Here is a 23639-nt window from a genome sequence, read left to right as displayed (position 1 = left end):
GTAATAGCCTTATGCACCTCAACCCTTACGGCGAGGATGCCGTGAACCTGGCCGCCGATCTGGCCAACCGGCGCCCGGCCGGCGCCGAGGAGCTCGCGGACCGCTGCCGCGCCGCCGGGCTGGTGCTGGAGAACCCGGTCACCCTCCAAGACCTCGACCGCACCCAGGACGCGCTGGCGGCGTGGGAGAAGGTCGTCGATGCCACCGACGAACACGAACGCGCCGAGCTGCTCAACCGGATGCTGGGGGCGGCCGCCGCCCACCCGCGGATGACCGACCACGCCGGCAGCGGCTGGCACCTGCACTTCCGCGACGACCGGCAGGCACTCGGCTCCGTACTGTTCTCACTCATCGCCGTGGGTACCGCACTACACCTGACCGGACGGGGCATGCACCGCCTCGGACGCTGCGCCGTGAGCGAGTGCACCACGATCTTCGCCGACACCTCCCGCACCGGACGCCAGCGGTACTGCTCCCCACGCTGCGCCAACCGCGACGCGGTACGCCGCCACCGGGCACGCGGCGTCTGACGTGCGTCACGAGGGCCCCTATCCCCCGCGTGGCCAGTAGAGCATCCTCAGAGATGACCAAGTATGGAAGAACCCGGCCCCAGAGCCGTCCCGGTGGAGTTGGAGAGATACCGTGTTCTACTACGTGCTCAAGTATGTGCTTCTGGGTCCACTGTTGAGGCTGGTGTTCCGGCCCCGGATCGAGGGCCTTGAGCACATACCGGCGTCGGGCGCCGCCATCGTGGCCGGCAACCATCTCTCGTTCTCGGACCACTTCCTGATGCCCGCGATCCTGAAGCGGCGGATCACCTTCCTGGCGAAGGCCGAGTACTTCACGGGGCCCGGTATCAAGGGGCGGCTGACGGCCGCCTTCTTCCGCAGCGCCGGGCAGATCCCGGTGGACCGCTCCGGCAAGGACGCGGGCCAGGCCGCGATCCGCGAGGGACTCGGCGTGCTGCGCAGGGACGAGCTGCTCGGCATCTACCCGGAGGGGACGCGTTCGCACGACGGCCGCCTCTACAAGGGCAAGGTCGGCGTCGCGGTGATGGCGCTCAAGGCCGGGGTTCCGGTCATCCCCTGCGCCATGATCGGCACCTTCGAGGCACAGCCACCGGGTCAGAAGATCCCGAGCCTCCACCCCGTGGTGATCCGCTTCGGGAAGCCCCTCGACTTCTCCCGCTACGCCGGGATGGAGAACGAGAAGGCCATCCTGCGCGCCGTCACCGACGAGATCATGTACGCCATCCTCACCCTCTCCGAGCAGGAGTACGTCGACCGGTACGCGGCCGTCGTCAAGGCGGAGGAGGCGGCCGAGGTCGCGGCAGAGGCCCGCAAGTTCCCGCGGATGCCGCTGAGTTGAGGGACGCACGGCAGGCAGAAGGGGCGGCCGGAGATCCGGCCGCCCCTTCTGTGCGTGGGGTGTTACGGGGTCGGCGTGGCGTGCGGGGTGCACGTCACATCGGCCGCGTCCGTCTTGCCGGTGAGCAAGTAGGAGTCCACCCGGGTGTTGATGCACGGGTTGACCAGGCCGGTCACACCGTGCGAGCCCGCACCGTTCTCGATGATCAGGCGGGAGCCCTTGAAGCGCTTGTGCAGTTCGACGGCGCCGGGGAACGGGGTGGCGGCGTCACGCGTGGACTGCACGATCAGGACGGCGGGCAGACCCTTGCCGGTCTTGACGTTCACCGGGGTCTGCTGCTTGACCGGCCAGGTCGCGCAGGGCAGGTTCATCCACGCGTTGGCCCACGTCATGAACGGGTAGCTCTTGTGGAGCTCCGTGTTGTCCTTGTCCCACTTCGACCAGCTGGTGGGCCACTTGGCGTCGGCGCACTCGACGGCCGTGTAGACGGCGTTGCCGTTCTCCGAGGTGATGTTGCCCGCGGTGTCGGACATGTCGGGGGCGGCGGCGTCGACGAGCGCCTGGGTGTCACCGGCGACGTACTTGCTGAACGCCGTCGCGACCGGCACCCACGACGAGTCGTAGTACGGGGCGCTCTGGAAGAAGGAGATCAGTTCGGCGGGGCCGACGACGCCACCGAGCGGGCTCTTCTTCGCGGTGGCCCGCAGCTTCAGCCACTGGTCCTGGACCTTGTCGCGGGTGTCGCCGAGGTGGAAGGCGGCGTCGTTCTTGGCGACCCAGTCCTCCCAGTCCTTCCAGCGGCCCTCGAAGGCGATGTCCTGCTCCAGGTTGGCCTGGTACCAGATGTTCTCCTTCGCCGGGTTGACGACGCTGTCGACGACCATGCGGCGGACGTGGCCCGGGAACAGGGTGCCGTAGACGGCGCCGAGGTACGTGCCATAGGAGACGCCCAGGTAGTTGAGCTTCTTCTCACCGAGTCCGGCCCGGATGACATCCAGGTCGCGGGCGGTGTTGGGCGTGGTCATCTGCGCCAGCATCGCCTTGCCGCTGCGCTTGGCGCAGCCGTCCGCGTACGCGGCGGCGAGCTTGCGCTGGACGCGCTTGTCTGCCTCGGAGTCCGGCACCGGGTCGGCCTTGGGCGCCTTCACGAACTCCTGAGGGTCAATGCAGGAGATCGGGGCCGAGTGGCCGACACCGCGCGGGTCGAAGCCCACGAAGTCGTACGCCTTCGAGGTGTTCACCCACAGGGGGTTCTTGGTGGTGACACGGCGCGGGAAGCGCATGCCCGAACCACCGGGGCCACCCGGGTTGTAGACGAGCGCGCCCTGGCGCTCCGCCTTGGTCCCGGTGTTCCCGATGCGGTCGACGGCGAGCTTGATCTGCTTGCCGTACGGGTGGGCGTAGTCGAGCGGGACGGACACCCAGCCGCACTGGATCGGCTTCTCGAAGCCCCAGTCCGCAGGGCAGTCCTGCCAGTTGATCCCGGCCTTCGAGGCTCGGGCGGCGGCGATCGCCGCGCCGCGGGCCTCACGGTCCTGACCGTGACGCGAGTCGGCGGTGGCCGACGGCGCCGCGACGGCTCCGGCAATCAGGGTCGCCGTGACGAGTGCTCCGGCCGAAGCGAACGCGGTCAGGCGTCTCGTCGGTCTCTTAGCCCTCAAGTGGGACCTCCCCGTACATCGTTGCGATTGGTACGGGGATCCTTTCGGCTGTGAGGTCCCTGAGAACAGGGGTGACCGGCCTTCTTTACCATTCCGATAACCGGAGCACCAAGTCCCGTTGAGCGGTGCGTACTTATCGACTTATCGGTCGAGTGCGCGCAAGGCCTCGTCCAGTACCCGCCGCAGCCGCAGCGCGTCCGGCGCCAGGGCGCTCACCAGAGCCGCGGGCCCGGCGAGCGGCATGAGGGCCGCGTACTCCCCCAACAGCCGTGCCTGCGGCGGCTCGCGCTCGAACTCCGGCCGTACGACGACGAGCTGACCCAGAGCCCGATGTCCCCCGAGTACCGCGGGACCGTCCCAGCCGCCGGGTGCGCCGGGGCCGTACGACAGCTCCTGGTCCAGCAGCGGCCGTCCGTCGAGCCGCACGACAAGACGACTGGTGAGCCGTCCGGGTTGCTCGCCGACGCGCCCGAGCACCTGCTCCTCCCGGAAGACGAGCCGAGCGCCCGACCGGAGCTCGACGCGCGAGGACACATACAGATCACTCTCCTGGGCGGAGATCAACTGCTCGGGCAGCCAGCGCAGTTCACCCCCGCCGGACACGTCGAGCCGCACATCGTAACGGGCCTCGCACTTGGTCTGTCCCGGCAGGGCGATGGTCGCGGCGGCCGATCCGACGTGCAGCCGAGCCCCCTCCCCCACCTCCGCCTCCACGGCGAAGCGGTCACCGCCGAGCGGCCCGCTCATCGCCCCGACGAGCATGACGCGTGCCTCGTCCCCGCTCGCCCGGGTGCGCCGCAGCGCGAGCGGCCCCTCTCCCTCCAGCACGGGCAGCGCGGTACCGCCGCGCCCGTCGGCCCGTGCCCCGATCCGTGCGGTGGCCCGCACTCCCGCTGTGGTCATGCCGTCCACGCGGCCAGCCGTTCCCGCACCCAGTCCGCGACGGCCGTCACCCCGGCCTCGGTCCGCAGCGACTGGAAGACGACGGGCAGCTCGGCCCGCTGCGCCTTGGCGTCGGCGGCCATGCGTCCCAGGTCGGACCCCACGTACGGCGCGAGGTCGGTCTTGTTGACGACGAGCAGGTCGGCGGTGGTGACACCGGGCCCGCCCTTGCGCGGAATGTCGTCCCCGCCCGCCACGTCGATGACGAAGACCTGCGCGTCCACCAGTCCCTTGGAGAACGTCGCGGTGAGGTTGTCACCCCCGGACTCGACGAGGATGAGGTTCAGCGGCCCCACCTCGTCCTCCAGGTCCTCCACCGCTTCGAGGTTCGCGGAGATGTCGTCCCGGATCGCGGTGTGCGGGCACGCCCCCGTCTCCACGGCGGTGATCCGCTCCGGTGGCAGCACGGCCTCCCGCAGCAGGAACTCGGCGTCCTCCCGCGTGTAGATGTCGTTCGTGACGACCGCGAGCGACAGTTCGTCCCGCAGCGCCCGGCAGAGCGCGGCGACGGTCGCCGTCTTCCCGGACCCGACGGGCCCACCGAGCCCGATGCGCAGAGCGCGCCGCGAGCCGTCGGGCCGACGAGCGTCGGCACTGACGGCCAAGGCCCCGCCGTGGGAGTGATCGTGGTCGAGATGCATGATGGCGACTCCAAACTATTCTTCAGCCCGGGCCGGCACCATCCAGCCCGTCCGGCGTTTGAGGACGAGGCCGTTCAGGCCGATACGGGGTCTGGGGGCGGAGCCCCCAGGGAACGGGAACGGGGGGCGATCCGCCTACGACGCGAAGAGCCGTACAGCCCAAGCGGCATGCGCCTGCGCACTGATCTCCAAGAGCGGAGCGGACACCGCGGGCAACGCGTCGACCCCACCGTCGGCCACGTTCCGCGCCGCGTCGGCCGCCGCACGCGCCACGACGTCCAGCTCCGGCGCGAGCCGGGCCAGCACCCCGGTGGCATCGAACGGATCAAGGCTCAGCAACCGCACGGTCGCGGTCGCCGGACCGCTGACGCTCTCGTACGCGGAGCAGTACGCGGCGTCCTCGGGCCCGAGCCCGGCGGCCCGCGCCGCCAGCCCCAGTACGACCGGCTGATGCGCTCCCTTGGGAAAGGCCCGCGCCAGCGCGTCGAGTTCCCCGGACGGCCAGGTCGCCCGAGCTGCCCGCATCAACTGCCGCCCGAGCCGCCGCGCGGCGACCCGCAGGGCCGGCGACGGCGTACGCGCGTCCGCGGCCGAGTCCAGCAGCGCCGGATCGACCCCGAGGGCGGCCGCCGCGGCCAGGGCGGCCGACACCAGCCCCGCCGTGTGCAGTCGTCCCCGGCAGAAGTCCTCCAGGCTCTCCGCCCCGCTGATCCGCCCGGCCTTGACGGCCGCTTCGGCCCCGCCGGAGTGGGCGTGCCCGCCGGCGGGGAAGCGGCCGTCGGCCAGGACGAGTAGTGCCGCGCGGGACATCAGAAGAGGAAGTAACGCTGGGCCATGGGCAGTTCGGAGGCCGGTGTGGCCTCGACCAGTTCCCCGTCGATGTGCACGGCGAAGCTGTCGGGATCGACCCGCACCCGCGGCCGGGCGTCGTTCTCCCGCATGTCGGACTTGGTCACCCCACGCGTCGACTCGATCGCCACGAACCGCTTCCCCAGCGAGAGCCGCTCCGGCAGCCCGTCCTCGATGGCGAGCGGGGCCACGAAGTTGAACGAGTTCGAGGCCGGTGCCCGTCCGATCGCCCCGAACATCGGCCGGGGCAGGATCGGCTGCGGTGTCGGGATGGACGCGTTGGCGTCGCCCATCTGCGCGTACGCGATCTGCCCGCCCTTGATGACAAGCTGCGGCTTGACCCCGAAGAACGCGGGCTCCCACAGCACGAGGTCGGCGAGCTTGCCGGTCTCGACGGAGCCGATCTCGCGGGCGAGGCCCTGCGCGAGCGCCGGGTTGATCGTGTACTTGGCGACATAGCGACGTACGCGGTGGTTGTCCGCGCGCCCGTCACCGGGGAGGGCGCCGCGCCGCCGCTTCATCACATGGGCCGTCTGCCAGGTCCGCATGATGACCTCGCCGACCCGGCCCATCGCCTGGGCGTCGGAGGAGATGATCGAGATGGCGCCCAGGTCGTGCAGGATGTCCTCGGCCCCGATGGTGGAGGGCCGGATGCGGGACTCGGCGAAGGCCAGGTCCTCCGGGACGGCCGCGTTGAGGTGGTGGCAGACCATCAGCATGTCGAGGTGTTCCTCGGCGGTGTTGACGGTGTACGGCCGGGTCGGGTTGGTGGAGCTGGGCAGTATGTGCGGCTCGGAGACCACGGTCATGATGTCCGGCGCGTGCCCGCCGCCCGCGCCCTCGGTGTGGTAGGCGTGGATGCCGCGGCCGGCGATCGCGGCGAGCGTGTCGCCGACGAACCCGGCCTCGTTCAGGGTGTCCGTGTGGATGGCGACCTGGATGCCGGTGCGGTCGGCGACGGTCAGCGCGGCGTCGATGACGGCGGGCGTGGAGCCCCAGTCCTCGTGCAGCTTGAGACCGAGCGCCCCGCCCCGGATCTGCGACAGCATCGCGTCGCGCGAGACGGTGTTGCCCTTGCCGAGCAGACCGAAGTTGAGCGGGTACTGCTCCATCGCCTCCAGCATCCGGGCGAGGTGCCAGGGGCCGGGAGTGACCGTCGTCGCCTTCGAGCCCTCGGCGGGACCGGTGCCGCCGCCGACCAGCGTCGTGATGCCGGAGGCGAGCGCCTCGTCGGCGATCTGCGGACAGATCAGGTGGACGTGCGCGTCGATGGCGCCCGCGGTGACGATCCGTCCGTTGCCCGCGATGATCTCGGTCTCGGGGCCGATGACGAGGTCGGGGTGGACCCCGTCCATGGTGTCCGGGTTGCCGGCCTTGCCGATGCCGGTGATCCGGCCGTCGCGGATGCCGACGTCGGCCTTGACGATCCCCCAGTGGTCGACGATCACGACACCCGTGATGACCGTGTCCGGAGTGCCGTCTGCGCGCGTAGCGCGCGCCTGGCCCATGGATTCGCGGATGACCTTGCCACCGCCGAAGACGGCCTCGTCACCGGCGAGCCCGGGGCCGCCGGAACGATCCTCTTCGATCTCGATCAGCAGGTCGGTGTCGGCGAGCCGGATGCGGTCGCCGGTGGTGGGGCCGAACAGGTCGGCATACGCGGCGCGAGAGAGCTCAGGCATCGAGGGCACCTCCGGTCTCCCCGCGCAGGCCGGGCACGACACGGGCGCCGGTGAGCGGAACGAGTTCGACGTCGACGGGGATCCCGGGCTCGAAGCGCACGGCGGTGCCGGCTGCGACATTGAGCCGCTTGCCGCGCGCGGCGGCGCGGTCGAAGTCCAGACCGGGGTTGGCCTCGGCGAAGTGGTAGTGGGAGCCGACCTGAATGGGCCGGTCGGCGGCGTTGAGGACGGTCAGCCGGGTGACCTCGCGGCCCTCGTTGAAGGCGACGGTTCCGTCGGCGAACAGGATCTCTCCGGGAATCACGGCTCTCGCTCCCCCGTCAGACGATCGGGTCGTGGACGGTGACGAGCTTGGTGCCGTCCGGGAAGGTCGCCTCGACCTGGACGTCGTGGATCATCTCGGGGATGCCGTCCATGACGTCGTCCCGGGTGAGGATCTTGCGCCCGGAGGACATCAGCTCGGCGACCGTGCGGCCGTCGCGCGCGCCTTCGAGGATGTGCGACGTGATGAGGGCGACCGCCTCGGGGTGGTTCAGTTTGAGCCCGCGGGCCCGTCGCTTCTCGGCCACGTCGGCGGCCACATGGATCAGCAGCCTCTCTTGCTCGTGCGGGGTCAGTTGCACGGCGTCCCACCTCACAGTCCTCGCTCCGGACCGTGCGGGGTCCGGTGGCCGCAGCCACCAAAACCCCTGGTGGCGTGGATGGGCACGCTAGTTGGCCGTCGTTTCAAGGACGTTAACCCGGCTGTGATCCACTCATGACCGACGTGGACGCTCCTGGGCCGTCGTCGGAGCCGCCGCCCGGGACGAGGCCGTGCCTGCGACCGTATACGGCGCGATGACCGCCTGCCCTGCGGCGCGGCCGTCGCCGTCGCCGGGGCCCTACGAGGCGCCGTGCCCCCGGTGCTCGGCCGCGATGCCGAAGCGCTGGCGCTCACGCGGGGCGGACGCGGCCTCGCGGACGCTGGAGAGGGAGCTGACCACCTGTTCCTCGGCGGACTCCGGGAGTTCCTCGAGCCGCTCCAGGTCGGCGGCGGAGACCAGGGCGACGAGGGGCTTGCCGTGCCGTGTCACGACGACGCGCTCGCCTCCGTACACCACCCGGTTGATCAGATCGGCGAGCTCAGCCCTGGCTTGCGTCACCGGAATCTCGTAGGCCATGCCCACCAGCTTAGACCGGGCCCCCGGCACCCCCGCAGAGCGGACGATCTCGTCCAGCTCCACCGAAAGCGTTCCGTTCGCACGATCGAGCGGCCGTCTCCAACGGCGGCGCACAGGGATTTTCGCTGTCAGCCGAGCAGCCTTCCCGAACTCTGTACGTCCTGTACATTTTTTACAGAACCCCTCAGAGGAGGCGCGTGCCATGAATGAACCGTCCGCCCGTCATGTCCTGCCCGAGTTCACCGAGCGGACGGGCATGGGGCACCGGACCCTGGATCCGTACTCGAAGCTGCTCGACGAGCGGATCGTGTTCCTGGGGACGCCGATCGACGACACCTCGGCGAACGACGTGATGGCGCAGTTCATGCACCTCGAATACCTGGCGCCGGACCAGGACATCGCGCTGTACATCAACTCTCCCGGCGGCTCGTTCAGCGCGATGACGGCGATCTACGACACGATGCAGTTCGTCAGCTGCGACGTGGAGACCACCTGCCTGGGGCAGGCCGCGTCGGCCGCCGCCGTGCTGCTGGCCGGCGGCGCGCCGGGCAAGCGGTTCGCGCTGCCGGGGGCCCGGGTGCTGATCCACCAGCCGTCGCTTGCCGAGCCGATACAGGGACAGGCGAGCGATCTGGCCCTCCAGGCCGAGGAGTTGATGCGCACTCGGAGGCTGCTGGAGGACATGCTCGTACGGCACACGGGGCAGAGTCCTGAACAGGTCGCCGCCGACATCGAGCGGGACAAGATCCTGGACGCACAGGCCGCGTTGGCGTACGGACTGGTGGACGGGATCATCCCCAGCCGCAAGGCCTCGCGCACCGCGCCCGGTGCGAGGAACGCCACACCCGACGCGAGGTGATCCGCCGATGGTGCCCGAACTGCCCCCGCTGCCCGCGCTGACGCGAGCCGAGGCCGAGTTGATCGACCGTTACCTCGACGTGGTCGACCTGCTCGGCCGCATCAACCCGGCCAGGCCCGGAGACACCTACCGCGGGCTGCGCGCCGCCCAGGCGCTGGTCGCCAAGGCCGGCGAGCTGCGGGACGCCCTCGCGCTGATGCACCAGCGCGGCGAGAGCGAGGTGCACGCGCCGACGCTGGCACAGGCCCTGCGCGTCCTCGACGGCGAGCGACGGGCGGCCCGCGTCACGCTGCCGCCCGACGCCGACAATTGACACCTCCGCACCCGGGCCGCCGTGCGTGCCGAGTCGACGAGGCGTCCGGCCCGGGGTTCAAACGGACCAGATGGAGTACCCCCTGATGGAGTAATCACACGCCTCTTTGGGGAACCGAAAAAGTTGCACAACGCGCTTAGTCCGGAGGCGGAATGAAATGCTCCGGTGCTGGTGAGCGCGTCGTCGCTGTCCCCAACATCGCCCGAACAGGGGGTCGTCCACCCGAACGGGTGAGTGGTGAGTAACCCCACAAATCGCCGATTCCGCTCGGATTTTCCGACCGCCATGCGTGAAGATCCCTTCCGACGACAAGCCCCCGCCACACCGGCGGGGCGGTCCGGGCGGACGCCGAGTCCTGCCGCTGCCCGGATGACCGGTCGACAGAAGTGCATCGGCAGGAGTGGAGGACCCAGCAAGACGGGTCGCCGGAGAGATCCGGGCGGTCCTTGGGGTGAAGCCGCGCAAGCGGCCGGGCTACTTCGCCAGCCCGAATCCGACAGGTCATCCTTCACAGGCGGCTGACGAAGGGTTGCGCATGACTGCGCTCAATCGTGTCCCGTCGCTGTGGACCCGGGCCGGTACGGCCTCGGCGCTCACTCTCGCCGCCGTGGGCGGCAGCCTTGTGGTTCCCGGCGTCGCATCCGACGCCGAAGCGGCCACCTTGGCGACGAAGGCACTTCAGGTCGCGGCTTCCAAGAAGGGCTCCCCGTACCAGTACGGTGCCGCCGGGCCACGCCGCTTCGACTGCTCCGGGCTCACGCTCTACTCGTACAAGAAGGCGGGCAAGACGCTGCCTCGTACGGCCGCGGCGCAGTACAACAAGACGCACCACATCTCCGCGTCCCACCGCAAGGCCGGAGACCTGGTGTTCTTCCACTCGGGCCGGAACGTGTACCACGTCGGCATCTACGCCGGAAAGGGAAAGATCTGGCACTCCCCGAAGACAGGGGAGGTCGTGAAGCTGCAGAAGATCTGGACGAAGAGCGTCTGGTACGGCCGGGTCAGCTGACCTGCCCGAGGGGGTGCCGCCGGCCGGCGCCCCCTCGGGGTTCCACCCCCCAGGCGTGAAAGGCGGACGGACCGGTTACTCGTTCACCATGGCTGAACGACCTCCCCCCGAGGAACGGAACGAGACGCCCCTCGAGCGTGCCGATCGCAACTTCGGCGAGCTGCTCCAAGAGCTGCGCGTCACGCAGACCGGTGTGCAGATCCTCTTCGCGTTCCTGCTGACACTGGCGTTCACCCCGCGCTTCCCGTCCCTCGACACGGTGCAGCGCGCCACATACGTCACCACGCTCCTGCTGGCCGTGGTGGCCGCCGCGCTCTTCACGGCGCCGGCCGCGCTGCACAGGTCGCTGTTCCGGCAGGGCGCGAAGCCGACCATCGTGCGGGTCTCCTCGGTCCTGGCCACGATCGGGACGGGCGTTCTCATGCTGGCGCTGACGGGATCGGTGCTGCTCGTCGTGGACGTGGCACTGGGACGCGCCGCCGGGATCGCCTCGGGCGCGGGCACCCTGCTCGTCTGTGTGGCGCTGTGGGGCGTCCTGCCCCGCGTGGTGCAACGTACGGTCGTCAGCGCCGCAAGGGCTCCGAAAGCAGCAGCGGACCGAGAACCGTGAGCGCGCTCATCGCCTGACTGCCCGCGGGCACGAACCGCGCCGCCAGGCTGAGGAAGGTGATCGGCGCCTTCGGGTCGAGCGCGTTGCTGACGGACCCTGCCGCAGCGGGCGGACGCCACCGGCTCGGTCTCACTCCTGGCCTCCTGGGCCCAGCCCAGCGATCCGCAGCGTCGTACGCCGAGCCAGAACACTTGGGCGCCGCCGAGCAGCCGCAGCGCCCTCGCGGGCGGTTCGTCCCGGCTGCCGCCGACCGAACCGGCCGGACAGCGCGGTCGCACCGGAGACGGTGGCCAGGACGGCGGCGCCTTCGGACACGCCGGGCAGCGCAGACACGACAACTGAGCCGCTCCTCAGGGCTCTTGTGGGCCGCCGGCCGTCACCGGCTGGGCCGGCACCGTCCAGGGCAGCTCGATGGCGACCGTCTTGCCGCCCTCGCGGGTGGGCCGGACGACGAGTCTGCCGCCGCATTCGGCGGTCAGCCAGCGGATGATCACCATGCCGCGCCCGTTGTCCTGCTGGACGGCGGCAGGCAGACGTTTCGGAAAGCGTGGATGGCTGTCGGTGACGCCGATCCGCAAGTGTTCGTCTCGGTCGAGCCGGACGTCCACGGTGAAGGTGGGCGACTGCCCGAAGGTGTGTTGGACGGCGTTGGTGGCTAGTTCTGACACGATCAGGCGTACGGTGTCCGCGACTTCCGCGTCGCACGGCAGGCCCCATTCGGCCAGCACATCGGCGACGAAATTCCGGGCCGCGGAGACCGAGGCGGGATCGCTCGGCAGAGTGACGGATGCTTCCTGGTGATCTGCCATGGCGACGTCGTCCCTTTCCCACGGGACCGGAGTCCGACACGGAGCGGATGGTTCGAGTACGGTCCCGGACTGGTGCTTCGCGCCAGACTGCCATCACTGGGCCGGTCACGGGTGCGATCCACCGAGATATGCATATATCTGTCGCTCGATGCGGTGAACTCTGCGACGGCGGAGCGTATTTGGGCGGCCCGGAAGGAGTAAGGAGTACGGCCATGCAGCACGGTCCCGCGGTGCGCCGCCGCAAGCTCGGTGCCGAACTGCGCGCGCTGCGCGCCGGTGTGGGCCTCACCAGTGGTGAGGCGGCCCGTCTGGTCGGCTGGCACCAGTCGAAGGTGAGCCGGATCGAGACCGGTATCAGTGGGGTGAAACCGGCCGACGTGGAGCGCCTGTTGGACGCCTACGCCGTCACGGAGTCCGAGTTACGGGAGCTCCTGGTCGGCCTCGCGGGCTCCGAGGGCAATGGGCGCCACCACTGGTGGCACGCCTACCGCGGGGTCCTGCCGCCCGCGTACCGCGACTTCATCAGTCTGGAGTCCCAGGCCAGCGGCATGCGCACGCTGGAGACCTCGGTGGTACCCGGACTGCTCCAAACACCCGAGTACGCGCGGGAGGTGACCCGGGTCGCCGTCGGCGGCCTGGAGGACGACAAGCTCGACGCGCTCGTCGAGGTACGCCTCGCCCGGCAGGACGTCCTGCGTTCGAACCCGCCGCTGGAACTGACCGCGGTCCTGGACGAGGCCGTGTTAAAACGCGAGGTCGGCGGCCCGGAGGTGATGGCTCGGCAACTGGAGCGTCTGCGGGAGGCGGCCACCCTGCCTCAAGTGCGGCTTCAGGTCCTGCCGTTCGCCGCGGGGGCCCATATCGGCGTCACCGGGCCTTTCGTTATCTTCTCATTTCCGAACACAACTGATCTGGATGTGGTTGTTCTCGACCACTTGACGAGTAGCCTCTATCTCGAACGGAAAGAAGACCTTCAGGCCTACACCGAGGCCTTCAACGCCCTTCAGTTCCACGCCCTTTCGCCCGAGGACTCGTTGGACTACATCGCCGGGATACGTGACGGCGCGTAAGGAGGCACCCCCATGACTGCACTGCCTCGGTACGTACGTTCCAGTACTTCACTCCGCGACGTGCGATGGCTGCGCAGCAGCCGCAGTACGGGAATGAACAACTGCGTCGAGACGGCCCGACCCGGCCCAGGACCCTGGGTCGGACTGGTCGCGGTGCGCGATTCCAAGAACAAGGCGGGCCCCGCCCTGCTCTTCACTCCCGCGAGCTGGGAGGGCTTTGTCGCCGGACTGAGCTGATCACGCCGACGGCGTGCTCGATCTGCGCGTCGGTGAGGTCCGCGCGGGCGGTCAGCCGCAGCCGTGAGATGCCGTCGGGCACGGACGGGGGGCGGAAGCAGCCGACGGCGAGTCCCGCTTCCCGGCAGTCGGCGGCCCACCGCACGGCCTGTTCGGGGGACGGCGCGCGCACGGAGACCACGGCGGCGTCCGGTCGTACGGCTTCCAGGCCCTCGGCGGTCAGCCGGGTGTGCAGCGCCGTCGCCACCTCACGGGCCCGGGCGGCGCGCTCCGGCTCACGGCGCAGCAGCCTGAGCGCCGCGAGGGCCGCGCCCGCCGCCGCGGGCGCGAGACCGGTGTCGAAGATGAAGGTACGCGCCGCGTTGACCAGGTGGTCGATGACCGCGGCGGGGCCGAGGACGGCGCCGCCCTGGCTGCCGAACGACTTGGAGAGCGTGGCGGTCACGACCACGTCCGGGGCACCCGCGAGCCCCGCGGCCTGCGGGGCGCCCCGGCCGCCGTCGCCCAGGACGCCCAGCCCGTGCGCGTCGTCGACGAGCAGCGCCGCGCCGTGCTCGCGGCAGGCGGTGGCGAGTTCGGCCAGCGGGGCCGCGTCGCCGTCCACCGAGAAGACCGTGTCGGACACGGCGACGGCGGGACCCTCGTGCGTGCCCAGCGCCTTGCGCACGGCTTCGGGGTCGGCGTGCGCCACGACCTGGGTGTCACCCCGGGCGAGCCGGCAGCCGTCGATGAGGGAGGCGTGGTTGCCCGCGTCCGAGACGACCAGCGAGCCGTGCGGCGCGAGCGTGGTCACGGCGGCGAGGTTGGCCGCGTAGCCGGAGGACAGGACGAGCGCGGACTCGAAGCCGCAGAAGTCGGCGAGCTCGCGTTCGAGTTCGCCGTGAAGTTCGGTCGTGCCGGACACGAGCCGCGAGCCGGTCGCGCCGGCGCCCCAGCGGCGGGCGGCCACCGCGGCGGCCTCCGTGATCTCGGGGTGGCGGGCCAGCCCGAGGTAGTCGTTGCTCGCCAGATCGAGAAGGGGTGAGTCGGCGGCGCGGGGACGCAGGGTGCGGACGAGTCCGGCCTGGCGACGCTGGTACGCCTGCTCGTCGATCCACGCGAACGGCGATCCGGCCATGCTGGTGCCTCCGGGCCCTGGGAGTGGTTGTGAGGGGGTCATGAAGGTGGTCGTTTTGTAGGCAGTGCACAGACCCTAGCGGGACGACGCGGCGCCCATGATGTGGCAATACCCACACGTCGAACCGTCTCTGTTGTGCAAACTCTCCTTGGCCGCAGCGGCTCGCATACGTCAGGATCGGATCTCATGGACCTGCTGAACACGCTGGTGGACAAGGGGCTTCGGCGCGAGCTGCCGACCCGTGACGAGGCGCTGGCCGTGCTGGCCACGTCCGACGACGACGTACTCGACGTGGTGGCCGCGGCCGGAAAAGTCCGCCGGCACTGGTTCGGCCGTCGAGTGAAACTCAACTATCTGGTCAATCTGAAGTCCGGTCTGTGCCCCGAGGACTGCTCGTACTGCTCGCAGCGCCTCGGCTCCAAGGCCGACATCCTCAAGTACACCTGGCTCAAGCCCGACCAGGCCTCGCAGGCCGCGGCGGCCGGGCTCGCCGGGGGCGCCAAGCGGGTCTGCCTGGTGGCCAGCGGCCGCGGTCCGACGGACCGTGACGTGGACCGGGTCTCCGACACCATCAAGGCGATCAAGGACCAGAACGAGAACGTCGAGGTCTGCGCCTGCCTCGGCCTGCTCTCCGACGGCCAGGCCGAGCGGCTGCGCGAGGCGGGCGCGGACGCCTACAACCACAACCTGAACACGTCCGAGGGGACGTACGGGGACATCACGACCACGCACACGTATGCCGACCGGGTGGACACGGTCCAGAAGGCGCACGCGGCCGGTCTGTCGGCCTGCTCGGGTCTGATCGCGGGCATGGGCGAGTCGGACGAGGACCTCGTCGACGTCGTCTACTCGCTGCGCGAGCTCGACCCGGACTCCGTTCCGGTGAACTTCCTGATCCCCTTCGAGGGCACCCCGCTCGCCAAGGAGTGGAACCTCACCCCGCAGCGGTGCCTGCGCATCCTGGCCATGGTCCGTTTCGTCTGCCCGGACGTGGAGGTCCGCATCGCGGGCGGCCGCGAGGTCCACCTCCGCACGATGCAGCCGCTCGCCCTGAACCTGGCCAACTCGATCTTCCTCGGCGACTACCTCACCAGCGAGGGCCAGGCGGGCAAGTCCGACCTGGAGATGATCGCGGACGCCGGGTTCGAGGTGGAGGGCGCGGGCGAGGTGACCCTGCCGGAGCACCGCGTGACGGCGGGCGGAGGCTGTGGTGCCCACGCCGAGGCCGGGTGCGGCTCGCACGCGGACGCCGGGTGCGGCTCGCACGAGGGCGGCGGCGTCTGCGGTTCCGTGCAGGTGCAGGCCAAGGAGGAGCAGCCCTCCGAGGCGCGTACGGACCTCGTCGCCGTACGCCGCCGAGGTGCCGGAACGGATCTCGCCCCCAATGCCTGACCGGTCCGAGCCGTCCACGCTGCCCGTGCGCGACCTGCTGGAGCTGGACCGGCGGCACGTCTGGCATCCGTACGGCCCCATGCCCGGCCGCCAGGAGCCGCTCGTCGTGGAGTCGGCGAGCGGGGTACGCCTGCGACTGGCGGACGGCTCGGGCGAACTGGTCGACGGCATGTCGTCCTGGTGGTCGGCCATCCACGGCTACAACCACCCGGTCCTCAACGACGCGGCGCGCGACCAGCTGGAGCGCATGAGCCATGTCATGTTCGGCGGGCTCACGCACGAGCCCGCCGTACGGCTGGCGAAGCGCCTGGTCGACATCACGCCCGAGGGCCTGGAGCACGTCTTCCTCGCCGACTCCGGCTCGGTGTCGGTCGAGGTCGCCGTCAAGATGTGCCTCCAGCACTGGCGCTCGCTCGGCCGCCCGGGCAAGCAGCGGCTGCTGACCTGGCGCGGCGGCTACCACGGGGACACCTGGCAGCCGATGTCGGTGTGCGACCCCGAGGGCGGGATGCACGAGCTGTGGCAGGGCGTGCTCCAGCGCCAGGTGTTCGCCGACGTCCCGCCGGTCGAGTACGAGGAGTCGTACGCCGACCATCTGCGCGAGCTGATCGGGCGGCACGCCGACGAGCTCGCCGCGGTGATCGTGGAGCCGGTGGTACAGGGCGCGGGCGGGATGCGGTTCCACTCCCCCGCGTATCTGCGGGTGCTGCGGGAGGCGTGCGACGCACACGACGTGCTGCTCGTCCTCGACGAGATCGCGACCGGCTTCGGCCGTACGGGCGCTCTGTTCGCCGCGGAGCACGCCGGCGTCACGCCGGACGTGATGTGCGTCGGCAAGGCGCTGACCGGCGGCTATATGACGATGGCGGCGACTCTCTGCACGGCGCGGGTGGCCGAGGGCATCTCACGCGGCGAGGTCCCGGTCCTGGCGCACGGCCCGACCTTCATGGGCAATCCGCTGGCCGCCGCGGTGGCCTGCGCCTCGATCGACCTGCTGCTCGGACAGGACTGGCGGACCGAGGTCAAGCGGATCGAGGCGGGTCTGCGGGACGGGCTGGCGGAGGCGTCCTCGCTGCCGGGTGTCCGGGACGTACGTGTCCTGGGCGCTATCGGCGTAGTCCAGCTCGACCACGAGGTCGACATGAAGGCGGCCACGGCGGCGGCCGTGCGCGAGGGCGTGTGGCTGCGCCCGTTCCGCGACCTCGTCTACACGATGCCGCCGTACGTCACGGGTGACGCGGACTTGGCACGGATCGCGCGCGCGGTGTGCGCGGCGGCGCGGGAGGGATGACATGGCGGTTCTCGTGATCACCGGGACGGGCACGGAGGTCGGCAAGACGGTCACGACGGCCGCCGTCGCCGCCACGGCCGTCGCGGCCGGACGCTCCGTGGCCGTCCTCAAACCGGCGCAGACGGGTGTACGCCCGGACGAGCGCGGGGACGCCGACGAGGTGGCCCGGCTCGCGGGCGCCGTGACGACGCTCGAACTCGCCCGCTATCCGGAACCGCTGGCTCCCGCGACGGCGGCGCGGCGGGCCTCCCTGCCCCCGGTGCGCCCGGTCGCGGTGGCGGAGGCGGCGGCCAAACTGGCCACTGAGCACGACCTCGTGCTGGTCGAGGGAGCGGGCGGTCTCCTCGTCCGCTTCGACGACGAGGGCGGCACGCTGGCGGACGCGGCGAGCCTGCTGGACGCGCCGGTGCTGGTGGTGGCATCAGCGGGCCTCGGCACCCTGAACACCACCGAGCTGACGGCTCGTGAACTGCGGCGCCGTGGCCTTGACTTGGCGGGAATCGTCATCGGCAGCTGGCCCGACTCCCCCGACCTGGCATCGCGTTGCAACCTCGCGGACCTGCCCCTCGTGGCCGAAGCCCCGCTCCTGGGTGCGCTGCCCGCGGGGGCAGGTGCCTACGACGTCACCGCCTTCCGTGCACACGCGCCGAGCTGGCTGGCGCCACGGCTCGGCGGGAGCTGGAATACGCGCACTTTCCACTCGACGCAGGCAGCAGGCGCCCCCTAGGGGCGCGGGGAACTGCGCGCTCAACCCCCACCGGCGCACAGCCGGAGGACTGCCCCCTCACCGCTCCCCCAACAACCGCACCAACTCGATCCGCGCTGACACTCCAGGCACCCCACCCTTGTCTGGAGGCACCATGCAACGCCGCTCGCGTCGCATCGCCACGTTCTTCTCCGCCGTGGTCGCAGCACTCCTCGTATCGCTCTCCCTGTCCGCGGTCCCCGCCCAGGCCGCGACCCACAACCCCGTCATCTTCGTGCACGGCCTGAGCAGTTCGGCGAGCAGTTGGGACGACTGGATCGCCGACTTCAAGGCCGACGGCTACAGCGGCTCCGAACTGTTCGCGTGGTCGTACGACTGGGGACAGTCGAACGTGACCACGGCCCAGCAGCTCTCCACCGAGGTCAAGAACGTCCTCGCGCAGACCGGCGCGTCGAAGGTGGACCTGGTCGTCCACTCCATGGGTGCGCTCAGTGCCCGCTACTACCTCAAGAACCTCGGCGGGACCTCGTACGTCGACGACTTCGTGTCCACCGCCGGGGTGAACCACGGAACCACGGTCGCGAGCTGGTGCACGTGGCTCTACACCTCGTGCGCCGAGATGTACACCGGCAGTTCGTTCCTGACCTCGCTGAACTCCGGCGACGAGACGCCGGGCAGTGTCTCGTACGCCAGTTACTGGTCGAACTGCGACGAGCTGATCAACCCGGACACCAGCGCGATCCTGAGCGGCGCCACCAATGTGGAGGCCGGCTGCATCTCGCACACCGACATGAACAACGACCATGGCGTCTACGAACAGGTGCGCGACTTCATCGCCTGACGTGTGCGTCCGGCCGGCGTATGACGCAGGCCGAGCGTCGTAGAGCGTGTGACGGACGTTCTGGGGGGACAATCCCGGTAAGACCCCGTCCTCCCGGGAGGTCCGTCATGCCCTTCAGGTCAGCCGGCTCCGCCAAGGTGTCGCGGGACGCCGTGCACCATCCGCTGTTCGCCCGCTACTACGCCCGTATCAGCGTGGCGGCCGAGACCAGGATGGGCATCGGCGCGGTACGCGACCGGCTGCTCACCGGTCTCTCGGGGCGGGTCATCGAGATCGGCGCGGGCAACGGGCTGAACTTCGCGCACTACCCGAGCGCCGTCTCCGAGGTGGTCGCGATCGAACCCGAGCGGCTGCTGCGGCAGTTGGCCGTGGAGGCCGCGCTGCGCTCCGAGGTGCCCGTGGACGTGGTGCCGGGCGCGGCGGAGGCACTGCCGGTCAAGAGCGAGGCGTTCGACGGGGCGGTGCTCTCGCTGGTGCTGTGCAGTGTGCGCGATGTGCCGCGGGCCCTCGGTGAGGTGCGGCGCGTGCTGCGGCCCGGTGGCACGGTGTGGTTCTTCGAGCACGGCAAGGGCGACGGACGTGTGATGGCGTCCGTCCAGCGCGGACTGGACCGGACGGTGTGGCCGCGGCTGAACGGCGGTTGCCATCTGGCCCGCGACCCGATCGCCGCGCTGCGCGAGGCCGGGTTCGAACTGGGTCCCTACCGGCGGCTGTTCATTCCCGAGAAGGGGCCGCGGCTGCCCACGTCGTACTGCGTGCTGGGCAGCGCGAGGCGCCCGCCGATCACGGAGTAGTCACAGACTCCACTGCCGCAGCTCCTGGGCGATCTCGTGCACCGTCGCGTCACCGCCCTTCACCAGACGGGCGAGTTCGCGCACCTGCTCGGGCGAGGTGACGACCTTGAGGCCGCTGGCGACGAGATAGGCGTACGCGACGGCCGAGGCGAACATCGCGTTGGAACGTTCGAGCGCCGGGACGTGCAGCAGCAGCTGGAGCAGTGCGGCGGCGCGGGCGTGCGGGCTGTCGTAGACGGGAATGCCGAATATCTCCGCCTCGTGCCGGCTGACGGCGGCGACGAGGGCTCCCCAGTCGGTGACCTGGGGATCTCCGGGCGTCTTCTGTTCGGCGATCATGAGGAGCCAGGCGAGGTCGACTCTGAGACTGCTCAAGGGATCAACGACGACCTTCGCGTGAGCCGTCCCGGAACGTGTCCCGTGCGCCTTCCCGGTCCGTGCCGAACTCCTCGGCGAAGACGTTCGCGTACTGCTTCATGAAGTCGGAGGCCGCGTCGACGAAGGTGTGACCGACCTCCCCGGTGTCCTGTCTGACGAGCTCTTCGATGTAGCGGTTCACGCTCATACCGCGCTCCAGGGCCCGCTCCCGGGCCGCCCGGGCCGTGCCCTCGTCCACCCGCACGTTCAGCTGGGTCTTCGCCATACCTCGAAGCTAGCGCCGAAGTGCTAGCACCCGCAAGGGGCGACTCGCCGGAGCCGGTACCTCGGGGGGATACCGGCCGTGGGCGGGATCACACTACGCTCGGCCGGGACCGGGGAGTCAGGACGTCCATCACGGAGGAGGCGGCCTTGTCCACACCTGCTGCGGAGCACGTCGTCGGACGACGGGAGGCCGACGGGGTCGCCGCTCGCGCCCGCGGCCTGACGAAGGCGTACGGATCCGGCGAGACCACCGTCCTCGCCCTCGACTCGGTCGACGTGGACATCGCGCGCGGCCGCTTCACCGCGGTCATGGGCCCCTCGGGCTCCGGGAAGTCGACCCTGATGCACTGCCTGGCGGGACTCGACACCGTCTCGGCCGGACAGGTGTGGCTGGGCGACACCGAGATCACGGGGCTCAAGGACCGTGAGCTGACCCGGCTTCGCCGGGACCGGATCGGGTTCATGTTCCAGTCCTTCAATCTGATCCCCACGCTGAACGCGGCCGAGAACATCACGCTGCCGATGGACATCGCGGGCCAGAAACCCGACCAGAAGTGGCTGGACCAGGTCATCGACACGCTCGGGCTGCGGGACCGGCTGAAGCACCGGCCCGCGCAGCTGTCCGGCGGGCAGCAGCAGCGCGTCGCCTGCGCGCGGGCGCTGGCCTCCCGACCCGAGCTGATCTTCGCGGACGAGCCGACCGGCAACCTCGACTCCCGTGCGGGGCTCGAAGTCCTCGGCTTCCTGCGCGAGGCGGTCGACGACCTCGGCCAGAGCGTCGTCATGGTCACGCACGATCCGGGCGCGGCCGCCCACTCCGACGTGGTGCTGTTCCTCGGGGACGGGCGGATCGTGGACGAGATGCAGCGGCCGACGGCGGAGGCGGTGCTGGAGCGCATGCGGCACTTCTCCGGGGGGCGCCCGGCCGCCGGGGGCGCCTCCGACGACGTGGACGTGGACGTGGTCCTGGCCGCCGACTCGGACGGCGTACCTCTCGACGCATCTCTCGACACTCTCGACACCTTCGACAAGGACTGAGGCGGCGGCCGTGCTCAAGGCGACTCTGCGGAGCTTCCTCGCCCACAAGGGGCGGCTGCTCCTGTCCGCGCTGGCCGTCGTGCTGTCCGTGGCGTTCGTGGCGGGCAGCCTGATCTTCTCGGACACGGTCACCCGTACGTTCGACCGGCTCTTCGCCTCCACCGCGGCCGATGTGACCGTGTCGCCGAAGAACGATCTCAAGTCGCGGGTGTCGACCGGTGCCACGCCGACGCTGCCCGCCTCGCTCGCGGACCGGCTCGCGAAGGTCGACGGCGTGGCGGCCACCCATGTGGACGTGAGCGTCGAGAACCTCACCATCGTCGACCGCGAGAACAAGTCGATCGGACCCACCTCGGGCGCGCCGACCATCGCCACCAACTGGCAGGTCACCAAGCGCAGCCCGGTGAAACTGACCTCCGGCCACGCCCCGCACGGCGCCGACGAGGCGCTGCTCGACGCGGACACCGCCAAGCGCAAGCACGTGGCGATCGGCGACAGCCTGACGGTGCAGGCACAGCGCACCTTCCCGGTGAAGATCGTCGGCATCGCCACCTTCACCACCACCAACCCCGGTGCCGCGCTGCTGTTCCTCGACACCCCCACCGCGCAGACGAACCTGCTCGGCAGCCCGGACGCCGCCACGAGCATCGCGGTGGACGCCGCGCCCGGGGTCGCCGACGCTCCGCTCAAGCAGCGGATCGCGGCGCAGGTCGGCACCAGGACCTACGAGGTGAAGACCGCCGACGAGCAGGCCAAGGACGCCGCCGCCCAGCTCGGCGGATTCCTGGACGTCATCAAGTACGTGATGCTCGGCTTCGCCGGCATCGCCGTACTGGTCGGCGTCTTCCTGATCGTCAACACCTTCTCGATGCTCATCGCCCAACGCACCCGTGAGCTGGGCCTGTTGCGCGCGCTCGGCGCCGACCGACGGCAGGTGCGGCGGTCCGTGCTCACCGAGGCGCTGCTGCTCGGTCTGGTCGGCTCGACGCTCGGACTCGCCGCGGGGATCGGTCTCGCCCTCGGGCTGATCCGGCTGATGAGCGCGTTCGGGATGAACCTCAAGTCCACCGAGATGGTGATCGGGTGGCCGACCCCCGTCACGTCGTACGTCGTCGGGGTCGGCGTCACCTTCGTGGCGGCGTATCTCCCCGCCCGGCGCGCGGCCGGTGTCTCCCCGATGGCGGCCCTCTCGGACGCCGAGGTCGCCGGGGTGGGACGGCCGCTGCGGACGCGCGCCCTGGTGGGCTCGGTCGTGGGCGTGGCCGGAGCCGCCGCGCTGGCCGGCTGTGCCACGGCGTCGAAGACCGCGACGTCCGCCTCCCTGCTGGGCCTCGGCGTCGTGCTCACCCTCATCGCGACGGTGATCGCGGGTCCGCTCCTTGTGCGACCGGTGATCCGGGTCCTGGGCGGTGCCTTCCCCGCCCTGTTCGGCCCGGTCGGCCGGATGAGCCAGCGCAACGCGCTGCGCAATCCGCGGCGCACGGGCGCCACGGCGGCCGCGCTCATGGTGGGCCTCGCGCTGGTCGGCGGGATGTCCGTGGCGAGCGCGTCCATGAGCAAGTCCTTCGACCATCAGATCGACAAGACGCTGGGCTCCGACTTCGTGATCCAGAACGGCAACTTCGTGCCGTTCACCACGGAGATCACGGACAAGGTGCGCGCCACCCAGGGTGCCGGGCTCGTCGTCCGCCAGCGGTTCACGCCGGTCGCGGTGCGGCTGCCGGACGGCAAGCGGGTCGAGACGACCGCGGCGGGCTACGATCCGCGGCTCGACGACGTCGCCCACGTCACCTACACCCAGGGGGACACGGCGGCGGCGCTCGGCGCCGGTCGCCTGGCGATGGACGCGGAGTTCGCGCGGGAGCACGGCGTGCGCGTCGGCAGCGCGATCCCCGTCGAGTTCCCCGCGGGGCGGAAGACCGACCTGACGGTGGGGGCGCTCACCGACCAGGGCGGCTCCGGGGGTTTCGGGATGCAGGGCGGGCTGTTCTTCGGCTTCGGCACGATCGAGAAGTACGTGCCCGGCGGGCAGGACTCGGCCTTGTACGTGAACGCGGCGCCCGGCACGAGCCCCGACCGGCTGCGCGCGCAGCTGGAGCAGACGCTCAAGCCCTATCCACAGGTGCAGGTCCGCGACCAGGCCGACTACAAGAAGCTCGTGCACGACCAGATCGCCGTGCTGCTCTACCTCGTGTACGCGCTGCTCGGACTCGCGATCGTGATCGCGGTGCTCGGCGTGGTCAACACCCTCGCCCTGTCGGTGGTCGAACGCACCCGTGAGATCGGACTGCTGCGCGCCATCGGGCTCGCCCGGCGCCAACTGCGCCGGATGATCAGGCTGGAGTCGGTGGTGATCGCCGTGTTCGGCGCCGTCCTCGGCCTCGCGCTCGGGCTGGTCTGGGGCGTCTGTGTGCAGCGGGTCCTCGCGCTCCAGGGCATGAAGTCGCTCGCCATCCCGTGGACCACCATCGTCGCCGTGGTCGTGGGTTCGGCGGTCGTGGGCATAGTGGCGGCGCTGCTGCCGGCGCTGCGTGCCTCGCGCATGAACGTCCTGGCGGCCATCGCACACGAATGATGTACTCGCGTCCTGTCCGCCGCGTTCACCCCT

27 protein-coding genes and 1 riboswitch are annotated in these 23639 nt (G+C 70.5%); of the genes, 15 read left to right on the top strand and 12 right to left on the bottom strand.

The annotated features are described in order from the left end of the window. Positions 1–11: 11 nt before the first annotated feature. A complete protein-coding gene (locus ACFVWD_RS19430; protein ID WP_389597543.1) occupies positions 12–530 on the top strand; it encodes a CGNR zinc finger domain-containing protein in 519 nt (172 codons plus the stop codon). A gap of 112 nt (positions 531–642) precedes the next feature. Then, complete coding sequence (locus ACFVWD_RS19425) at positions 643–1368, top strand: lysophospholipid acyltransferase family protein (protein ID WP_389597541.1); 726 nt, start codon at positions 643–645, stop codon at positions 1366–1368. Between the two features lie 62 nt (positions 1369–1430). Here the strand turns inward: ACFVWD_RS19425 and ACFVWD_RS19420 are convergent, their stop codons facing one another. From ACFVWD_RS19420 to ACFVWD_RS19385, 8 genes are all read right to left on the bottom strand, one after another. Next, the gene (locus ACFVWD_RS19420; RefSeq protein ID WP_389597539.1) at positions 1431–3029 is read right to left on the bottom strand and encodes an alpha/beta hydrolase; all 1599 of its coding nucleotides are present in this window, start codon (positions 3027–3029) and stop codon (positions 1431–1433) included. A 141-nt stretch (positions 3030–3170) separates the two neighbouring features. Next, positions 3171–3932 carry an urease accessory protein UreD gene (locus ACFVWD_RS19415; protein ID WP_389597537.1) on the bottom strand — a complete coding sequence of 254 codons (762 nt, stop codon included), beginning with the start codon at positions 3930–3932 and terminating at the stop codon, positions 3171–3173. Next, positions 3929–4612, bottom strand: a complete 684-nt coding sequence (gene ureG / locus ACFVWD_RS19410) for an urease accessory protein UreG (RefSeq protein WP_389597536.1) — start codon at positions 4610–4612, stop codon at positions 3929–3931. The genes ACFVWD_RS19415 and ureG overlap by 4 nt, the downstream gene beginning before the upstream one ends. A 135-nt stretch (positions 4613–4747) precedes the next feature. Further along, a complete protein-coding gene (locus ACFVWD_RS19405; RefSeq protein ID WP_385371070.1) occupies positions 4748–5422 on the bottom strand; it encodes an urease accessory protein UreF in 675 nt (224 codons plus the stop codon). Beyond that, positions 5422–7143 carry an urease subunit alpha gene (locus ACFVWD_RS19400; protein ID WP_389597535.1) on the bottom strand — a complete coding sequence of 574 codons (1722 nt, stop codon included), beginning with the start codon at positions 7141–7143 and terminating at the stop codon, positions 5422–5424. Before ACFVWD_RS19400 ends, ACFVWD_RS19405 begins: the two co-directional genes overlap by 1 nt. Then, a complete protein-coding gene (locus tag ACFVWD_RS19395) occupies positions 7136–7447 on the bottom strand; it encodes an urease subunit beta (protein ID WP_389597533.1) in 312 nt (103 codons plus the stop codon). Before ACFVWD_RS19395 ends, ACFVWD_RS19400 begins: the two co-directional genes overlap by 8 nt. Positions 7448–7463: 16 nt before the next feature. Next, a complete protein-coding gene (locus ACFVWD_RS19390) occupies positions 7464–7766 on the bottom strand; it encodes an urease subunit gamma (protein ID WP_168506700.1) in 303 nt (100 codons plus the stop codon). A gap of 258 nt (positions 7767–8024) precedes the next feature. After that, complete coding sequence (locus ACFVWD_RS19385) at positions 8025–8303, bottom strand: type II toxin-antitoxin system Phd/YefM family antitoxin (protein ID WP_389597532.1); 279 nt, start codon at positions 8301–8303, stop codon at positions 8025–8027. Between the two features lie 202 nt (positions 8304–8505). Between ACFVWD_RS19385 and ACFVWD_RS19380 the strand changes: the two genes are divergently transcribed. The 4 genes from ACFVWD_RS19380 to ACFVWD_RS19365 all read left to right on the top strand — a co-directional run bounded on the left by ACFVWD_RS19380 (position 8506) and on the right by ACFVWD_RS19365 (position 11094). Continuing rightward, positions 8506–9162: an ATP-dependent Clp protease proteolytic subunit gene (locus ACFVWD_RS19380; RefSeq protein ID WP_389597530.1), complete on the top strand. Its 657-nt coding sequence runs from the start codon at positions 8506–8508 to the stop codon at positions 9160–9162. A 7-nt stretch (positions 9163–9169) separates the two neighbouring features. Beyond that, a complete protein-coding gene (locus tag ACFVWD_RS19375; RefSeq protein ID WP_101407848.1) occupies positions 9170–9475 on the top strand; it encodes a hypothetical protein in 306 nt (101 codons plus the stop codon). Between the two features lie 346 nt (positions 9476–9821). After that, a riboswitch (cyclic di-AMP (ydaO/yuaA leader) is annotated at positions 9822–10007 on the top strand. A gap of 3 nt (positions 10008–10010) precedes the next feature. Further along, on the top strand, positions 10011–10484 hold the full coding sequence (locus ACFVWD_RS19370; protein ID WP_054228982.1) for a C40 family peptidase: 474 nt from the start codon (positions 10011–10013) through the stop codon (positions 10482–10484). Positions 10485–10572: 88 nt separating this feature from the next. Continuing rightward, entirely contained in the window at positions 10573–11094 is a 522-nt protein-coding gene (locus ACFVWD_RS19365) for a DUF6328 family protein (protein ID WP_389597528.1), read from the top strand. A 350-nt stretch (positions 11095–11444) separates the two neighbouring features. On the opposite strand, the gene ACFVWD_RS19360 is transcribed toward ACFVWD_RS19365, so the two are convergent. Then, the gene (locus ACFVWD_RS19360) at positions 11445–11903 is read right to left on the bottom strand and encodes an ATP-binding protein (RefSeq protein WP_054228985.1); all 459 of its coding nucleotides are present in this window, start codon (positions 11901–11903) and stop codon (positions 11445–11447) included. A 212-nt stretch (positions 11904–12115) separates the two neighbouring features. Here ACFVWD_RS19360 and ACFVWD_RS19355 point away from each other — a divergent pair, with 212 nt between their 5' ends. Together ACFVWD_RS19355 and ACFVWD_RS19350 are read left to right on the top strand one after the other, a co-directional pair. Further along, positions 12116–12973, top strand: coding sequence for a helix-turn-helix domain-containing protein (locus tag ACFVWD_RS19355; protein ID WP_389597527.1), 858 nt, complete (start codon positions 12116–12118; stop codon positions 12971–12973). A 12-nt stretch (positions 12974–12985) separates the two neighbouring features. After that, positions 12986–13210: a DUF397 domain-containing protein gene (locus ACFVWD_RS19350; RefSeq protein ID WP_389597526.1), complete on the top strand. Its 225-nt coding sequence runs from the start codon at positions 12986–12988 to the stop codon at positions 13208–13210. Here the strand turns inward: ACFVWD_RS19350 and ACFVWD_RS19345 are convergent. Then, positions 13167–14327, bottom strand: a complete 1161-nt coding sequence (locus ACFVWD_RS19345) for an 8-amino-7-oxononanoate synthase (protein ID WP_389597524.1) — start codon at positions 14325–14327, stop codon at positions 13167–13169. The genes ACFVWD_RS19350 and ACFVWD_RS19345 overlap by 44 nt on opposite strands. Positions 14328–14513: 186 nt before the next feature. On the opposite strand from ACFVWD_RS19345, the gene bioB reads away from it, so the two are divergent. The 5 genes from bioB to ACFVWD_RS19320 all read left to right on the top strand — a co-directional run bounded on the left by bioB (position 14514) and on the right by ACFVWD_RS19320 (position 19351). Then, positions 14514–15719 carry a biotin synthase BioB gene (gene bioB / locus ACFVWD_RS19340; RefSeq protein ID WP_389597522.1) on the top strand — a complete coding sequence of 402 codons (1206 nt, stop codon included), beginning with the start codon at positions 14514–14516 and terminating at the stop codon, positions 15717–15719. Beyond that, positions 15712–17010: an adenosylmethionine--8-amino-7-oxononanoate transaminase gene (locus tag ACFVWD_RS19335; protein WP_389597521.1), complete on the top strand. Its 1299-nt coding sequence runs from the start codon at positions 15712–15714 to the stop codon at positions 17008–17010. Before bioB ends, ACFVWD_RS19335 begins: the two co-directional genes overlap by 8 nt. A 1-nt stretch (position 17011) precedes the next feature. Further along, complete coding sequence (gene bioD / locus ACFVWD_RS19330; protein ID WP_389597520.1) at positions 17012–17737, top strand: dethiobiotin synthase; 726 nt, start codon at positions 17012–17014, stop codon at positions 17735–17737. Between the two features lie 133 nt (positions 17738–17870). Then, the gene (locus ACFVWD_RS19325; RefSeq protein ID WP_389597519.1) at positions 17871–18557 is read left to right on the top strand and encodes an esterase/lipase family protein; all 687 of its coding nucleotides are present in this window, start codon (positions 17871–17873) and stop codon (positions 18555–18557) included. A gap of 107 nt (positions 18558–18664) precedes the next feature. Continuing rightward, the gene (locus ACFVWD_RS19320; protein WP_168489810.1) at positions 18665–19351 is read left to right on the top strand and encodes a class I SAM-dependent methyltransferase; all 687 of its coding nucleotides are present in this window, start codon (positions 18665–18667) and stop codon (positions 19349–19351) included. Here the strand turns inward: ACFVWD_RS19320 and ACFVWD_RS19315 are convergent, their stop codons facing one another. Both ACFVWD_RS19315 and ACFVWD_RS19310 read right to left on the bottom strand, forming a co-directional pair. Beyond that, positions 19352–19726, bottom strand: coding sequence for a hypothetical protein (locus ACFVWD_RS19315; RefSeq protein WP_054228993.1), 375 nt, complete (start codon positions 19724–19726; stop codon positions 19352–19354). It lies immediately after the preceding gene. A gap of 4 nt (positions 19727–19730) precedes the next feature. Then, positions 19731–19994, bottom strand: a complete 264-nt coding sequence (locus ACFVWD_RS19310; protein ID WP_101407860.1) for a toxin-antitoxin system HicB family antitoxin — start codon at positions 19992–19994, stop codon at positions 19731–19733. A 146-nt stretch (positions 19995–20140) separates the two neighbouring features. Between ACFVWD_RS19310 and ACFVWD_RS19305 the strand changes: the two genes are divergently transcribed. Both ACFVWD_RS19305 and ACFVWD_RS19300 read left to right on the top strand, forming a co-directional pair. Beyond that, a complete protein-coding gene (locus ACFVWD_RS19305; RefSeq protein WP_389597518.1) occupies positions 20141–21031 on the top strand; it encodes an ABC transporter ATP-binding protein in 891 nt (296 codons plus the stop codon). A gap of 10 nt (positions 21032–21041) precedes the next feature. After that, a complete protein-coding gene (locus ACFVWD_RS19300) occupies positions 21042–23606 on the top strand; it encodes an FtsX-like permease family protein (RefSeq protein ID WP_389597517.1) in 2565 nt (854 codons plus the stop codon). The last annotated feature ends 33 nt before the right edge of the window (positions 23607–23639 follow it).

It is taken from the genome of Streptomyces sp. NPDC058086 (assembly GCF_042885015.1).
GTDB lineage: Bacteria > Actinomycetota > Actinomycetes > Streptomycetales > Streptomycetaceae > Streptomyces.
This window is presented reverse-complemented; position numbering and strand designations above follow the sequence as displayed.